The 15,685-nt window shown below is 61.2% G+C and carries 10 protein-coding genes and 1 tRNA gene; 3 read left to right on the forward strand and 8 right to left on the reverse strand.

Features of this window, described 5'->3' with window-relative positions:
• Positions 1–231: transposase (locus V5B39_RS18735; protein WP_332344382.1), on the forward strand; the 231-nt coding region annotated here is incomplete at its 5' end.
• Between the two features lie 164 nt (positions 232–395).
• On the opposite strand, the gene V5B39_RS18740 is transcribed toward V5B39_RS18735, so the two are convergent.
• The 3 genes from V5B39_RS18740 to cadR all read right to left on the reverse strand — a co-directional run bounded on the left by V5B39_RS18740 (position 396) and on the right by cadR (position 2,299).
• The gene (locus V5B39_RS18740) at positions 396–1,523 is read right to left on the reverse strand and encodes a nickel/cobalt efflux protein RcnA (protein WP_332344383.1); all 1,128 of its coding nucleotides are present in this window, start codon (positions 1,521–1,523) and stop codon (positions 396–398) included.
• 9 nt (positions 1,524–1,532) lie between these two features.
• Positions 1,533–1,802 (reverse strand): metal-sensing transcriptional repressor, encoded by a 270-nt coding sequence (locus V5B39_RS18745; protein ID WP_332344384.1) that lies wholly within the window; start codon positions 1,800–1,802, stop codon positions 1,533–1,535.
• 65 nt (positions 1,803–1,867) lie between these two features.
• Positions 1,868–2,299: a Cd(II)/Pb(II)-responsive transcriptional regulator gene (gene cadR / locus V5B39_RS18750; protein WP_332344385.1), complete on the reverse strand. Its 432-nt coding sequence runs from the start codon at positions 2,297–2,299 to the stop codon at positions 1,868–1,870.
• Between the two features lie 83 nt (positions 2,300–2,382).
• On the opposite strand from cadR, the gene V5B39_RS18755 reads away from it, so the two are divergent.
• Complete coding sequence (locus V5B39_RS18755) at positions 2,383–4,626, forward strand: heavy metal translocating P-type ATPase (protein WP_332344386.1); 2,244 nt, start codon at positions 2,383–2,385, stop codon at positions 4,624–4,626.
• Positions 4,627–4,760: 134 nt separating this feature from the next.
• Here the strand turns inward: V5B39_RS18755 and V5B39_RS18760 are convergent, their stop codons facing one another.
• From V5B39_RS18760 to rnr, 3 genes are all read right to left on the reverse strand, one after another.
• Positions 4,761–5,126 carry an amine oxidase gene (locus V5B39_RS18760; RefSeq protein WP_332344387.1) on the reverse strand — a complete coding sequence of 122 codons (366 nt, stop codon included), beginning with the start codon at positions 5,124–5,126 and terminating at the stop codon, positions 4,761–4,763.
• Between the two features lie 242 nt (positions 5,127–5,368).
• The gene (locus V5B39_RS18765; protein WP_332344388.1) at positions 5,369–8,227 is read right to left on the reverse strand and encodes an AMP-binding protein; all 2,859 of its coding nucleotides are present in this window, start codon (positions 8,225–8,227) and stop codon (positions 5,369–5,371) included.
• Positions 8,228–8,256: 29 nt separating this feature from the next.
• Positions 8,257–10,428, reverse strand: a complete 2,172-nt coding sequence (gene rnr / locus V5B39_RS18770) for a ribonuclease R (RefSeq protein ID WP_332344389.1) — start codon at positions 10,426–10,428, stop codon at positions 8,257–8,259.
• A 39-nt stretch (positions 10,429–10,467) separates the two neighbouring features.
• On the opposite strand from rnr, the gene V5B39_RS18775 reads away from it, so the two are divergent.
• A tRNA-Leu gene (locus V5B39_RS18775) sits at positions 10,468–10,554 on the forward strand.
• A gap of 169 nt (positions 10,555–10,723) precedes the next feature.
• On the opposite strand, the gene V5B39_RS18780 is transcribed toward V5B39_RS18775, so the two are convergent.
• Entirely contained in the window at positions 10,724–11,083 is a 360-nt protein-coding gene (locus V5B39_RS18780; RefSeq protein ID WP_332344390.1) for a DUF1353 domain-containing protein, read from the reverse strand.
• A gap of 72 nt (positions 11,084–11,155) precedes the next feature.
• Complete coding sequence (locus V5B39_RS18785; RefSeq protein WP_332344391.1) at positions 11,156–15,535, reverse strand: LPD38 domain-containing protein; 4,380 nt, start codon at positions 15,533–15,535, stop codon at positions 11,156–11,158.
• Between the last annotated feature and the right edge of the window lie 150 nt (positions 15,536–15,685).

The raw sequence follows: 15,685 nt of genomic DNA on the forward strand, positions 1-15,685 counted from the left end.
ATCCACAAGGCCAAGGCCATCCAGCCCCTGCTGGCCCTCCTGAAGCAGAAGGGACTCACGCTTCACTTTTTGCCCCCTTACAGCCCGGAACTGAACCGCGTTGAGAAGCTCTGGCACCAGATGAAGTCCGAGTGGATGGCCTTCAAAGCCCGGAGCGCCGCGACGCTTGAGGCCGACGTCGACAAAATTTTGGCCGGCTTCGGCTCTGATTATCGGATGACTTTTTGCTGAGCGCTTAGCAGCCTGTCGGGCTGGATGAGTCGAAACGAAAAAAGTGGGAAGCGAGGACAGATTTCCCCGAATTTCGGCACCAATAGTCGAACTATTGGTGCCGAAATTCGGGGAAATAGGGACCGACGCCCTTTGCAGCCGACTGGGCCAAGTCCGACAGGCTGCTAGGCCAGAGCGTGCAGGCCTTGATAACCGACGTAGAGGCCAACCAGCAGGATCAGCGTGCCCGAGCAATAAGGTGCCTTGCGTGCGAACTCCCCGAAGCCGCTCCAGCGCGTGGCAACCTGTTTCACGCTCAAGGCCGCCAGGGCGCCTGACGCCACCATCGTCAGCGCCAGGCCAATGCTGAAGCACAAGACCAGGGCCGCTCCGAGCGCGACCTCTTTCAGTTGCAGGCACAGCAACAGCACGGTGATCGAGGCGGGACAAGGAATCAGCCCGCCGGTCAGGCCAAAGACGATGATCTGGCCGGTCGTCACTTCCCGATTGGCGAAACGGCGGCGAATGTCGTTGGCGTGGGCCAGTTCATGCGGGTCCTGATAGCCAGGTGCGGAGACATCCAGTCCCTCGTAGTCCCGGATCGCATGGTGGTGGTCGTGCTCGACGTACTCGACATCATAGTCGTGGTAGTGCTGCGCATGCCCCAGGCGAAGGCGGGCAACGAATTCGTGCGGCTCCGGAATCTCCTGTTCGGACTCGACGAAGCCGTCGCGCTGCACGAAGGTGAAAGACTGGCGGCTGCCGTCGGCGCGTTCCGTCTCGACCCTCACTTGGTCGGCTGCCCAGACCTGACCGTGCCGGCTCTCGGGGAACAGCCGAAAGCGTGGCGGCACACCCTCCTCGAACACTTCCAGCCGAACTATCCCGTGGCCGGTGTCGATGCGCCGGGTCTCGTCATGGTGGTGACCGTGCCCGTCGTGATCGTGATCGTGATCGTGGTCGTGTGCCGCATGCTGTTGCCGCCAGGTTCGCCACATCATCCATAGCGCAACACCGACGATGAGCACGGCGGACGCCACCTGGAAGTAGGATTCAGTCACCTCGGCATTCCAGTGACGCCCGAAGTACAAGCCGGCCATCGCGACCGCCCACACCACGGCAGTATGAGAAATCGTTGCCGACAACCCGAGCAGAACGGCCTGGGTCACCGTGCCGCGAATGGCGACGATAAAGGCTGCCATCATGGTCTTGGAATGGCCAGGTTCGAGACCGTGCAGCGCCCCGAGCAGGATGGCGCTAGGGACGAACAGCCAGGCGTTGCCCTGTTGCAACAGGGCAGAAAATTCGGTCATGAGGTTTCCTTACAGGTACTTGGTGATGGCCTTGAATTCTCGGATGGTGCCGTCAGCGCTTTGGGTGCCTTCGCGAACCGCCTGTTCAAGACAATGGTCGATGTGGTCATGCACCAGGGCTTTCTTGGCACTGCTGATCGCGCTCTCGACCGCCTGGAGCTGTTGCGCAACCTCCAGACAATGGCGCTGCCCTTCGAGCATAGCGATGATGCTCTTGAGGTGGCCTTCGGCTCGCTTCAGCCGCTTGATGATTTCGGGGTGTGAGGTGTGTGTCGTCATTGCTTCTTATCCTATCCTAGGGGATAGGATATCACATCCGGTGATGTTCCTGTGCTTTTTTCGAGCTAGCCCAAGTGCGTTGGGCGAGGCGGCTTCGCTGCCGTCTCCATTGCCGCCAGCCCATGCAGGATACCGCAGGCGTCAATCGAGCGCTCGCTCTGGCAGAGCTCGCGCAGCATCACCAGTTGGCTCTGGAGTTGCAGTAACTCGCTGATGCGGACATCGACGTGCTTGATGTGCTCATCCAGCAACTGGTTGATGGCACGGCAGTCCCTGGCCGGGCCCTCCATCATCCCCAGCAGTGACCGGATCTCCGCATGCGTCATGTCCAGTGCCCGACAGTTACGAATGAAGTGCAGCCGTTCGACATGGCTCTGGCCATAGTTGCGGTAGTTGGCCACCGTCCGGTCGGGCATCGGCAGCAAGCCTTCTTTCTCGTAGTAACGGATGGTTTCCACAGTGCACTGCGCCACTTGCGCCAGTTCGCCGATCTTCATGGTCGATTCCTTCAAAATTGCTTGACTCTATAGTAGCTTCAGGGTGTGCAATGCGCCATCGCCAATCCAACAGGAGCTGCGCCATGCCTTCCTACCGCCCTGCCAAATCGAGCCATGATCATGCTGCCTGCGGTCACGACCATTCCCATGAGCACGCGCATGCCCATTCGCTGCCGCCGGCCGCCCAAGCGAGCCCGACACTACTGGCCATCCCGGCCGGCAGCATGCGCAGTGAGCTGCGCATCGCGCAAATGGACTGTCCCACCGAGGAAGCGCTGATCCGCCAGAAACTGGGCAGCATGCACACCGTGCACGGACTCGACTTCAACCTGATGCAACGCGTGTTGACCGTGGTGCACACGGTCAATGCCTTGCCCGACATCGAAGCCGCAATCCGCGAACTGGGGATGAACTCGGCGCCGCTAACAGCGACGACTACAATGCTGGCAGCCGCGCCCCAAACGGCCACAGCGCATTGGCCGCTGGCGCTTGCTGGCCTGCTCGCCCTCGGCGCGGAAGTGGCACACTGGGTCGACTGGCCTGCCTGGCTGATCGCTGTGCTGGCGCTGGCAGCAGTCGCTGGCTGCGGTCTGGGCACCTACCGGAAGGGCTGGATTGCGCTGCAGAACGGCAATCTCAACATCAACGCGCTGATGAGCATCGCCGTCAGCGGCGCCCTCCTGCTCGGCCAATGGCCCGAAGCGGCGATGGTGATGCTCCTGTTCACAATTGCCGAACGGATCGAAGCCCGATCGCTCGACCGGGCACGCGACGCCATCCACGGCCTGATGCAACTGGCACCGGAGCAGGCCAGCATGCAGCAGACCGACGGGAGCTGGCGCACGGTCGACACCCAATCGGTGGCGGTTGGCAGTGTGCTGCGGGTGCAGCCGGGCGAACGCATCGCGCTCGATGGCGTGCTGATCACTGGCCACTCGGCGGTGAACCAGGCACCGATCACCGGCGAGAGCCTGCCCGTCGAGAAGGCTGAAGGCGATCTGGTGTTCGCCGGCACGATCAATACCTCGGGCTCCTTCGATTACCGGGTGAGCGCCGCCGCCGAGCACAGTACGCTCGCCCGCATCATCCACGCAGTCGAGGAAGCACAAGGCAAGCGCGCGCCGACACAGCGCTTCGTGGACCAGTTCGCGAGGGTGTATACCCCGGTGGTATTCGCCATCGCGATTGCCATCGCCATCGTGCCGCCCTGGCTGCTGGGCGGTGTCTGGTATGACTGGATATACAAGGCGCTGGTGCTGCTGGTGATCGCCTGTCCGTGCGCGCTGGTGATTTCGACGCCGGTGACCATCGTCAGCGGTCTCGCCGCTGCCGCCCGGCATGGCATCCTGATCAAGGGCGGCGTCTATCTCGAACAAGGCCGCAAACTCGCTTGGCTGGCCCTCGACAAGACCGGCACCTTGACCCAGGGCAAACCGGTGCAGACCGACTTCGAACTGCGCGGCGCGCTACCTGGAAACGCAGCGCGCAGCATCGCCGTCAGCCTCGCGGCACGTTCCGATCATCCGGTATCGCGCGCCCTCGCTGAAGCCGGCGAGCTGGCCGCCGTGCCCCGGATCGAGGTCAGTGACTTCGCCGCCATTCCCGGTCGCGGCGTGCGGGGGGTGGTCGATGGTCGCGGTTATCAACTCGGCAACCACCGCCTGATTCACGAACTCGGGGTGTGCTCGCCCGAACTCGAAGCACGCCTTGATACCCTGGAACGGCAAGGCAAGACCACCCTCTTGCTGAGCGACGACCAAACGGTGTTGGCGCTATTCGCGGTCGCCGACAGCGTGCGTGCCAGCAGCCGCGCGGCGGTCGCCGAACTGCATGCACTCGGTGTCAGAACCCTGATGCTGAGCGGCGACAACCCGCACACCGTCGAAGCCATCGCCGCACAGGTCGGTATCGACGAGGCGCGCGGCGACCAGTTGCCCGAAGACAAGGCCGCAGCAATCAGCACCAGGTTGGCAATGTTGGGCAAAGCGGGCCAGGTCGGAATGGTCGGCGACGGCATCAACGACGCACCGGCGCTGGCCCGTGCCGACATCGGCTTTGCCATGGGCGCGGCCGGCAGCGATACGGCGATTGAGACCGCCGATGTCGCACTGATGGACGACGACCTACGCAAGATCGCCCGTTTCGTTCGTCTCTCGCGTGCCACCTACGCCGTGCTGGTGCAGAACATCGTGCTGGCGCTCGGGATCAAGGCCGTGTTCCTGGTGCTTACCCTGAACGGCCTGGGGACGATGTGGATGGCCGTGTTCGCCGACATGGGGACGAGTTTGCTGGTGGTCTTCAACGGTTTGCGTTTATTGCGGAAATGACCGGGTAGCCGGCTCCGGACGGATGGGACGCGGTGAACGCGAGCCGCCGGCCAGGGATTCAGGGAGAACGGTCATGATTTTCAGGACAACCCCCAGGTGAAGGCCTGGGGGTTTTCGTCAGTCGAAGGAAGGACTTACTTGGTGACCGGCGCCTCGGTTTTGCTTGCCGCCTTGGCTTCTGTCTTGGTGTCGGTCTTGGTATCAGGCTTGTCCACCTTCATCTTGGCTTGCTTTGGCGGCTTGGCTGCGTGCTCTTGGCCCGTGGCTGTTCCAGCAGCGGCCATCGTCGGCTGGGCGGTCTTGACGGCTTCAGCCTTGACCGGCTCAACGGCCTTCGGCGCTTCGACCTTCTTGTCTGCAGCCGCCGGGACCGCCACTTTGGCCGCAGGGACGGCAGCGGAGGTAGCAGCGGGGGTGGCAGCGGCAGACGTTGTCCCCTGGGCAAAGGAAGTGGAAACGAGGCCAGCGGCAAGCATCAGAGCGATCAGGGTCTTGTTCATTTTGCATCTCCTTGAGTGGTTTGGTTTTCAGGTACTGCAGTAGCGCAGCGCCTTGGGCTGAATAACGCCTGCCCCCACCAGGAGATGTCATGACCAGTGTAAGTCTCTGTATCGCTGTGTCACCACAACGTTTCAGAGTGTGTACCGAGAAAATCCAGTCCACCGGAAGTGCTCCGCATTTTATCGGCGCAGCAATCATGTGCGTCATGCAGCGCGAACATGAGCGGTGTCATGGGGATTGTTCAACGTTCAAGATCGTGCTCCCCGCAAAGCCGAAGCATCTCCTGACGCGTTCTCTCCCGCAGGCGAACCGCCGCGACCCAGTCGCCACCGACCGGCAAAAGCAGCGGCCCGAATTCGAAGCTCATCGGACCGCGCCGCGGCATCCAGGTCCGATCCCGTAGAACCGCGCGCGTGCCGCGCAGACCGCTCACCCGCACCGGTACGCCAGCTCGCACGGCGGCAACGAAAGCGCCCATGCGAAACGGCTTGAGGCCGGCTTCGCGCGAGAAGGTGCCCTCCGGGAAAATCACGACCTTCTCACCCTGCTCCAGTGCAGCAACGATGCCGTCGACATCCTCAAGGCTCTTGGTCGCTTCGAAGCGTTCGACAAACAAGGTGCCAAGCGTGCGCAGGAAAGCATGGATCACCGGCTGTTCGACAAATTCGCGCTTGGCAACAAAGCTGTAGGCTGCACTCGGCGGCAAGACGGCACACAGAACCAAAGCGTCAAAATAGCTGCAGTGGTTGACCAGTAGCAGGTGCGGTCCTGCTGTCGACTCTGCAGCCGCGGTGCTCGCAACCGACATGCCGGCCAGCCGCAGGAAGATACGGGCGGCGTGATGGACGACGCGGCGGCCGAGTGCCGGCACGCGCAGGGCGACGACCAGCCCCAACACCGGTACTGCAAGCATCAGAAAGACGCTCCAGCACCAGATACCATAAACTCTTCTGGCGAGACGCTCAGCCGAGTCACGCAGGCGCTCGCGCAGTGCCGCCAGGGCAAGCCGCAGCATCTGTCGCCTCGCTGGCACCGCCCGGATACCGATCAAGCCACGCTCGAAGGCCTCTCGCGACGCATTGCGCCGGATCTTGCCGCTCGATGTCTTGAGCACCGAATTTGGTGGCGCCAGAACAACTTCATCGGCCGGCATGCCAATGGCGGCGACGGCCGCATCGTTGATGCACTGCCGCAGCGTCTCACGCCGAGTCGGGTCTTCCTCACGCGTCTCGGCCAGGACGATCAGCCGTTCAGTGGCGTTGACCGGATCGTTGCTGGCAAATACCGCGACGCAGCCCCTGCGCACACCAGGAATGTTGCCGACCGCCTGTTCGAGCTCATATGGATAGAGATTGCGGCCGCCGCGAATGATCAGATCCTTGACCCTGCCGGTCAGATAGATCTCGCCTTCGACGGTATAGGCAAAATCCCCGGAGTCCAGCCAGCCGTCGCGAAACAGCGCTTGCGTCGCTAACGGGTTGCGGTAGTAGCCGGTCGTCGCCGAGGGGCCACGAAACTGCAGGCAGCCGACGCGCCGATCCGGCAGTTCGCAGCCCTGTTCATCAACTACCCGGATCTCGTGCCGTGGCAGAACCCGGCCACAGGCCGGCACGCGCAATCGATCGGCGTCTTCGATGCTAACCGGTACCGCACATTTGCGCTTGACCAGGGCCTCCCGCTCGATTACATCGATGCGCGGACCGCGTTCAAGCGGTGGGAAGGCCAGCCCGACCGAACATTCGGCGAGGCCATACACCGGCGTGATCGCCTCGCCGCACAGACCATAGGGAGCGAAACGCTCGGCGAAGGCGTCGAGCGTCGCCGGGCTCACCGGTTCGGCGCCGTTCAGCGCCAGACGCCAGGAAGATAGATCAAGCCCTTCCAGGTCGGCGTCGGCCAGCTTGCGCGCACACAGGTCGTAGGCAAAGTTGGGGGCCGCAGAAAGCGTGCCGCGATGCCGAGAGATGGCATGCAGCCAGCGTACCGGTCGTGACAGAAAAGCCAGCGGCGACATCAGCACCAGGCGCATACCGAAATAGAGCGAGCCAAACCAGGCGCCGATCAATCCCATGTCATGATAAAGCGGCAGCCACGACACGAAGACGTCATCGTTGCCGGCCCCAATGGCTTCGCCCATGGCCCGCAGGTTGGCGAGCAGATTGGCATGACTGAGCATCACGCCCTTGGGGTCACCCGTGCTGCCGGAAGTATATTGCAGAAAGGCGATATCCTCTGAAGCAGCGCGGTACAGCAGAGGGATCGGTTGATGGTCAAGTTCTGCAGGGGTCAGCACTTCGGTCAGCGTCGGCGCCTCGGCTCGCAGCAGTGCGGCCACCCCTTTCGCCTGCGGCACGGTGATGATGAACACCGCCTCGGCATTGGCGAGGATGCGTGCATGCCGCCGCAGGTGATCCTCGATCTGCGCCAGTCGTGCCGGTGGGTAGATCGGCACCGGAATGCCGCCAGCAAGCATCACGCCGAAAAAACTCGTCAGATAGTCACGTCCGGTAGGCAACATCAACGCCACTGCCTGCCGCGGCAACAGGCCGCGCGACACCAGTCCAGTGGCAACACGACGAGCCTGCTCGAGCAATTGGCCATAGGAGAGGGGTTCGGCACGAAATTCACCCTGCTCGCCCCCACCATCGCCATAGAGCAGCACATGCGGTCGTTGCGGATGGCGTTCGGCGTGCCACTCGAGGACTTCGACCAGCGTTTTCGCCGACTCGGGAACACCGGTCGGGCTGCTGTCAACATCGGTCGGGCTGCGCTCGTCTGTTGCCGGCTCGACATCCGCTGCGACAAAGCTCCCGGTGCCGGAGCGCGCGATGAATCGCAGCAGATCCTGTGGCGTTTCGGCCTCGGCCAGCGCTCCTTCAGGCAGTGACTTGCCAAACTCGCTGCCCACCCGCAGCAGGAGTTCGACCCGCGCCAGGCTATCCAGGCCCAGATCCCGCTCAAGGTGGCTGTGCAGGCTCACTCGCCCCAGGGCTCGTCCCGGACGGGTCTCCTCGACCATTGCCGACACGACACGTAACAACCTCGCCGCGACCTCCGGCGGCCCTGGCACCTGCAGATCTTCCCGAAAATCTCCGCTCACTATCCTGACTTTCTGTCACTGATTCGGCATCACAACGGATCGAAGAGCACGAAATCGATTCGCCCGGTTTCCAGATCCGCCCTGACAAGCTTCACCTGCAAACGGTCACCGAGACGATAACGGTGGCCTGTTCGCTCGCCGAGCATCTGGTGTTTAGCGCTGTCGTACTGAAAATACTCGTCGCCGAGTTCCGAAACATGCACCAGACCTTCGACATAGACCTCATCGAGTGCGACAAAAATTCCGAAGGGTACCACTGCAGCAATCGTTCCGGCAAAACACTCCCCGATACGGTCTCGCATGTAGTAGCACTTCAGCCAGTTGCCGACATCGCGTGTCGCCTCGTCGGCGCGTCGCTCGGTCATCGAGCAGTGCAGACCAATGTCGTCCCACTTGCCTGGCTGGTAGTGCGTTCCCGTCAGCGCCGCCTTGATCGAACGATGGATCAACAGATCAGGGTAGCGGCGGATCGGCGACGTGAAATGGGTATAGTGCTCGTACGACAAGCCGAAATGTCCGACGTTGTCGGGGCTGTACATGGCCTGGCGCAGTGAGCGCAGCATCACCGTCTGCAGCAACTGGGCATCGGGACGAGCCTTGATGCTCTCCAGCAACTCGGCGTAATTCCTGGCAGTCGGATCGTCACCGCCGCCCAGGCCAATCCCGAATTCCTTGAGGAAGTTGCGCAGCGCCTCCAGCTTCTCTGCCGTCGGACCTTCATGAATCCGATACAGGCAAGGCTGCCGCCTGGTCTGAAGAAAGTCCGAAGCACAGACATTGGCGGCGAGCATGCATTCCTCGATCACGCGGTGCGCATCGTTACGGTGCACCGGAACAATGTTCTCGATCTTGCCCTGCGCGTTGAACAGCATCATCGTTTCAATGGTTTCGAAGTCGATCGCCCCGCGTTTGCCACGTGCATCGACAAGCACCTTGAACAGAGCATAGAGCGTCTGCAGATGTGGCAGCAGGCCACGATGAAGATCGCTTTCCGGCTGCGCTACGCCGGCCAGCCAGTTCCATACCTGATCATAGGTCAGCCGCGCCTGTGAGCGGAAAACTGCCGGATAGAAACGGTAATCAGTGATCTCGCCATGGCCGTCGATCCGCATATCGCAAACCATCGCCAGACGCTCGACGTCGGGATTCAACGAACACAGGCCATTGGAGAGCTTTTCGGGCAACATTGGAATGACCCGGCGAGGGAAATAGACCGAATTGCCGCGTTCACGGGCCTCGCGATCCAGTGCCGTGGTCGGTTGCACGTAGTGACTGACGTCGGCAATCGCGACCACCAATCGCCAGTCAAGACCCAGCTTCTCGGCGAAAACCGCGTCGTCAAAATCCTTCGCCGTTTCCCCGTCGATCGTGACCAGTGGCAGCGCTCGCAAATCGATACGGCCTTCCCGATCAACCGGGTTCAGGGTATCCGGCAGCGCCGCAGCTTCTGCAAGCGCACTGCTTGAGAACTCGAACGGCAGTTCGTGCTTACGCAGCGCGATCTCTATTTCCATGCCTGGGTCGGCGTAGTTGCCAAGCACCTCGACGATGCGCCCAATCGGCTTCGAATGCCGGTCGGGCTGCTCGATGATCTCGACCGTGACCACTTCACCCGAGCGTGCACTGATATTGCCGTTTGGCGCGACCAGGATGTCCTGGTTGATGCGCCTGTTTTCCGGTACCACGACGGTGATCCCATGTTCCAGCAGGACGCGACCAACGACCCGGCTATTGGCCCGCTCCAAGACTTCGACGATGACCCCCTCACGGCGTCCGCGGCGATCGGTGCCCACGACACGCACCAGAGCGCGATCGCGATGCAGCACCTTGGACATCTGCCGGGCTTCGAGAGACAGGTCCTCGCTACCATCATCAGGAACCAGGAAGCCATAACCATCGGGATGTCCTTCGACGCGTCCAGCAATCAGACTGGCACGTTCCGGCAGGATGTATGAAGCCTTGCGGTTGCGTAGCAACTGCGCTTCGCGCTCCATTGCCCGCAAGCGGCGCTGAAACGGCTCGAACTCGGTTTTCTGGATATCAAGCAGCGCACAAAGCTCGTCGAAACCCACAGGCTTACCCTGTTCCTCCAGAATTTGCTGGATATACTCGCGCGAAGGCAAGGGTTGCTCGTAGTGTTTCAGTTCACGCTCCAGGTACGGATCGCGGCGTCGGATTGCCGACATTTTCATGATTGACATTTCCTCATGTTCCTATAGAATTCGGGTCTCGCTGGAATTGCCCAGGTGGCGAAATTGGTAGACGCGCTAGGTTCAGGTCCTAGTGGTGGCAACACCGTGGAGGTTCGATTCCTCTCTTGGGCACCAGACTACTAGACGGCGCAAGGGTTTCAAGGGATTCTGTGTAAAATGGCGTGTAATTTGCCAGTTATCCACAGCTTTACCGCCCCTTGCTCCTGTCGTAAAGCGGGGCATTCTACACCCCGCCACGGCGGTTTAGTTACCCGTGAATCGCGCTACCCGTCAGTTCCCGCGCTTACCTTTGGCCAAAGAACAGCCAACCGGCCAACCGAACGGCCGCCCACATCGGCCACCTTCGCCATGCGGGCACCCCGATCGTTTTCATCGCCTCCAGCAAGACCGCATCTGCCATGTGACGAGGCAAGCCTCCCGTCGCATACAGATAATCGTGGATCACCGCGGGTTCTGTGGCCACCCCGCCGAAGAGAAGGTACGCCAGCGGCATCCGTGGCACGCTGGCGAAGTCGGTAGAGAACCCGAATGGGGCGACGATGATCTGCTTTGCTACGTCGGAGTGATAGACCAGCGGCGAGGAAAGCACCCACCGACCGCAACGGTCATGCACAACACAGAGGGTTGTCAGAAACCTGCTCATGTCCCGATCAGGCGTTGCATGATTCGATCCCCCTTTCTGGCTGCCCCTCGATACTGTGCCTGCTGAACCGATTCAATTTGCCCTGAACCGCTCAGCCAGCCGATTCTTGCGCTCGTAAAGCTGATCGAGCCTCGCCCGTTTCTCCGCGCCGCTCATCTCCGTGTGGGCGCTGACCCACTGCAGTTGCTGGTTCAGCAGCGATTCGGCCCGCTTCAGGTTCTCCAGCGCTGGGTGCTTGATGAGGTTCTCCCGCTCGCTCGCGAAGACCGCCTTGGCCCCTTTCGTGTCGCCCAGCCTCAGCAGGTGGTGGTAGCTGGCGTAGGCTTGCTCGATCTCGCGCGCCTGATCGTACATCTGCGTCAGGTAGCGCGAGGAGTTGCTGGGCAGCTTCTCAACGAAATTGCCGACGAAGAACACGTCCTTCAAGGGCATGTCCGGGCGTTCCCCGCGATCGAGCATGGGACGGATGCCGTAATCCAGCACCGTGGTCGCCATCGTGCCCAACCAGGAGAAGTACCCCCTGACCAGGAAATCAATCTGCTTCGGCGACAGGGTTTCATACCTCCCGGTGGCAAGCTGGGTGAGGTCGGGCAGCCCAAGACTTCCCAGGAATCGCGCCAATTCGCTCGTCTTCTCGTCATAGCGGTCCTGCTTGCGCAACCTTTGGTCCGCCAGAGATTCGATAGCCCGCCCGGTGAAGGCGTCCTTGTTGGCGTAGACGTCCATCATCGGCTTGAACAACTGCGGCACAGGGTTCATACTGAGCTGGTTCATCACCAGGTCGCGCATGTTTCGGCCAAACCTCGCACCGGTCATTTCGTCGTTGAGCATCCAGTCCAGGCCGTACTCGGCGACGGTTGCCATCGCGCCTAACTCGAAGGGCTTGGGCGCTCGGAATGCCGTATCCGCTACCTTGAACCACCAGTAGTTATTGCGGTCACTGTCGGAACGCTTCTTCCAGTCGTCGTCGTCCCGGAAATACAACAGCAACGCGATGGACGCCAGCGCCGTGGCGCCGAGCACGGTCCCCAGCCGGCGGTAGTCTTGCTTCCCGGCCCGACCCAGCTTGTAAAGCCCCTGCAGGCGAGCGTTGAAGAACGGCACCGTCTGGGTCAGCGTGCGAATCGCGGTCCATTTGCCGGACATCGAGAAGTCCAGCAGGTCGCGCGCCCAGAAAGCCGCTTCGCCATGCGTCATGCCTTTGCCACCTTTGGATTTCGGTTTCATCAACTGCTCGTACAGCGCCGCCCGGTTGATCTGCTCACCTCGGTCGCCCAGCTCCTGGTACGCTTCAAACGCCGGGGACACGTAGCGTTTCCAGAACCGGGTGATCTTCGCTTCGCTGTCGAGGATCGTGTCCGGCGCCACGCCTTGCCGGATCAGGTCTTGCGCTCGCCGGCTGTTCTGTCCGTCGAGCATCGAACCGAACCGGATCATGCCGCCAGCCGCCAGCATGTGCGCGCGCGTCTCGCTATCCGCTGCGGTTGCTTTCCAGCCGTGTGCGAGGTTCCCGGCTACGTTGTAGCTCAGGTCCGCCGTCCCCAGAGAGCTGATGGTGTCCCGGATCAGGTTGCGCAGCTTGAACGCCGGATTGACGGTGACGCCGACGGTGAGCCAGTGCTTTGCCGTGCTCAAAGGCTTGGCCCAGGGGCCTAGCCCAGCGTAGTGCAGCGCCGCCACCGCGTCCATCAGATGCGGGTCGTTCACCACGAAGGACTTTTCCTTGCCGGCTTCCTTATAGCTGACATGGCCCTTGCCAGGAGCGCCAGACGGCACCTGCGCCGCCGTGCCGACCTTTACGGCGGCATCCAGCGTGCTCTTCGCCGCGCGATTCTTCGCGCTGGCAGTGATCAGGTGCGACCAGTTTTGCAGCAGGTTGGCCAGCAGGTCCTCGTTGAGCTTGGCGGTTCCGCCTTTCAACTTCTTCCAGGCGTACTGATTGACGATGCCGGGAGAGATGCCAAACCCGCTGACCTGGTCATCTTCCTGGAGCCGGTAGAACGGGATGTAAGGCGTGTTCTCGTACAGCTTCCGGGTAGCCTCGTCGATCAGGCCGGACGACACCGCCACTTCCAGCACGTTGTCGTTGAACTCGTTCAGGTCGCGCAGCGCTTGGTCGTACGCCGGGGCTCGCGGAGCGCCGTCATTGAATTGGCCTTGATCGAGATTGCCCAGTTCGGTAATGTCGGTATCCGACCACAGATTTTCGAGCCCGATCGATTTCAACCGATCTGCGCGCTGAGCCGCCACCCACAAGAAGAACCGATCGTGCTCGCCCTTCAGCGCCGCCAGCTTACTGGCGAATCCCTGCCTGCCCCCGACTCGGGTGTAGCGAACGTCGGTGGCTCCGTCGGCGCCGACGAACAGCTTGCCGTAGAGCATCAGCGCTTCGAGCGAGGAGTCTCCGCCCTTCGATAGTCTGGCCTGGATGTAGGCGTTCGGGTCCAGCTCGGCAATGGGCGCGAACTGGTCGAAGATGCCCTGCTTCAGGTTCTTCGCCCAATCCTTCCTGAAATCAGCCAGACGCTCGCGGAACGTTTTTGGAGATCCCAGAACACGGTCCACCGAGTCTTGCTGCGCCGGGGTCAGGGGGCCTAGCGTAGCGCGGTTGAGGCTATGCCGGATGTCGGGATTGTCCGGAGAAAAGGCGCCGGTGTTGCCGGTGGCGGATTTGATCTGTGTCGAACTGAATACGGTGAATGTTCTCGTTGGCCGAGTTGCTCTGCCGTTGTTGTAGTCGTCCCTGACATTCTCGATGATTACCCCGTCGCTGCCCGCTGCTCGTGCATCTTCGATAACGTCTGAAGTCCGTCCCGTCCTCTGCGCCGTTTGCCATTCCTGTCCGGCGGCGTTGACTACGAGGGGGTCTATGATCTTGATGTACGCCTCGATGATGCCCTCTTCAGCGCCTTGGTAGTCGAACGCCCTGCGTGGATCGGAATACGATTTCGCCGTGCGCAAGTCCGCAGAAAACCAGTGCGCCGCCTCCGTGCGCCCGAAACCGGTTCTGTCTCTCTGGCTCTTGAAGATCGCATCGGCCTTCATGAACCGAAGATCAGGAGAACCGTGGTAGAGCACCAACGGCCTGCCCTGTGCATCGACTGCTTTCGACTCGCCAAACCACCTCCAGAAGTTCTGTATCCCTTCAACGGTCGGGTGGATCGGTTTTCCAAGGCTGTTCCTGGTCGGTCGATCAACCCCGTCGACCTGGACAAGGAGAGGATGCAATGTTTGGGATGGCGAGCGTTCGACGCTGTGCCGGATGTCCGGGTCGTTGGCGTCGAAGATGCCGCGGTTGCCGGTGGCCGACTTGATCTGATTCGGAGAGGTGTTGGCGATATAGACAGTGTGCGGCGTCTCGATCGGAAACTTGTCTGTTCTCTTGACACCATCGAACCCGAACGCTTCAAGCAGGACGCGAGCGACTTCCGTATCCATCTCGATGCCTTTGGTATCGCCGCCGATCAGCTGGCGCTCGTTCTTCCAGTCAGTGTATTCAGGCAAGTCCTCCTTGATCGCGTCCCAAATCTCCGCCCCGGTCAGTCGCGTGTTGGCGTAGTATTTTTCTGCATCAGACCAAGAACGCGCAATCTGGCCTTCATAGTCTTCAATCGATTGCTCAAGGATTGCAACTTCTCTCTCAACGGCTTCTTCAATCGCCGCCTCGTACTCGTTTCTGTCTTCATAGTCTTCTTCGTATATTTGGTACTCGTCGGCAATCTCATCGTTCAGATACCCTCCCTGCAAGTCTTCAATCTTGCGCTGATTGTCATCAATCCGCTGCTGCGCCTCCTCAATGAACTCATCTCCCGGCCTCGCCTCGTCCTTCGCATTGTTAACAACCGACTCCGGAAGTACGTTCTCGAAGTCAGACAGCCGGTACGTTTCCCCTTTGTCAAATGGCATCCTGATGTTCGCAAACACGGGCATGACATTGGGCGCGTCCGACTTCCCTCTGTTCCCCCATGAAATGCCTTTAGCGTACTTGCTTGCCGCTTCCGGGCTTGTCGTCAGGTACGCGCCCTTGCCAGACGAAAGGTCTTCGTCGGCTGTTCTGCCAAAGTCGAACGCAACAGCCTGGCCGCCCTCGCCAAAGTCCGAAGTGGCCCCGTGATACACAACCATCGGCTCGCCGGTCTCAGGATCGACCACCTTCGAAGCCTTGTCCGGTTCAGTATCCCAGGGACCGAACCACGCCTTGAACGCCGGAGTCCTGACCTGCACCCATTGGAGATACCCGAGTCTCGTCTTGCCGTCGGCCTTGGCCTGGTCGTAGGCCGCGCGTCCTCCGTACTGCCGTTCTGTGTCGGAAAATTGCGCCTCAGTGTCGGAAAATTGGTGGTGTCCCTCTGCGCGGTTTGGGCTGAATCGAGTCATCCCCGTTCGCTCAACCGTCGGCGGGTTCATCTCGGCGGCATAAAGCGCGCCGCTGACCCGGAATCCTGCCGGCATCGGCGCCACCGATCGCTCGTTCGGGCGGATCTTCCTCCACGTAGTAGACGAAACTACGCTTTAACTATCGGTTTTTGTTAAACAAATAGCCAATGCCGCGAAAGCGGCGCCTGCCTACGCGGCGAGCTTGTCGGCTTTGGGCTTGAGTGG

The organism is Accumulibacter sp. (assembly GCF_036625275.1).
Lineage (GTDB): Bacteria > Pseudomonadota > Gammaproteobacteria > Burkholderiales > Rhodocyclaceae > Accumulibacter.

What these genes read in the sequence shown, in the direction of transcription:
- V5B39_RS18745 (WP_332344384.1), bottom strand. Translation starts at nt 1,802, where the DNA reads ATGACGACACACACCTCACACCCCGAAATCATCAAGCGGCTGAAGCGA.
- V5B39_RS18785 (WP_332344391.1), bottom strand. Translation starts at nt 15,535, where the DNA reads ATGCCGGCAGGATTCCGGGTCAGCGGCGCGCTTTATGCCGCCGAGATG.
- V5B39_RS18740 (WP_332344383.1), bottom strand. Translation starts at nt 1,523, where the DNA reads ATGACCGAATTTTCTGCCCTGTTGCAACAGGGCAACGCCTGGCTGTTC.
- cadR (WP_332344385.1), bottom strand. Translation starts at nt 2,299, where the DNA reads ATGAAGATCGGCGAACTGGCGCAAGTGGCGCAGTGCACTGTGGAAACC.
- V5B39_RS18760 (WP_332344387.1), bottom strand. Translation starts at nt 5,126, where the DNA reads ATGAACAAGACCCTGATCGCTCTGATGCTTGCCGCTGGCCTCGTTTCC.
- V5B39_RS18780 (WP_332344390.1), bottom strand. Translation starts at nt 11,083, where the DNA reads ATGAGCAGGTTTCTGACAACCCTCTGTGTTGTGCATGACCGTTGCGGT.
- V5B39_RS18755 (WP_332344386.1), top strand. Translation starts at nt 2,383, where the DNA reads ATGCCTTCCTACCGCCCTGCCAAATCGAGCCATGATCATGCTGCCTGC.
- rnr (WP_332344389.1), bottom strand. Translation starts at nt 10,428, where the DNA reads ATGTCAATCATGAAAATGTCGGCAATCCGACGCCGCGATCCGTACCTG.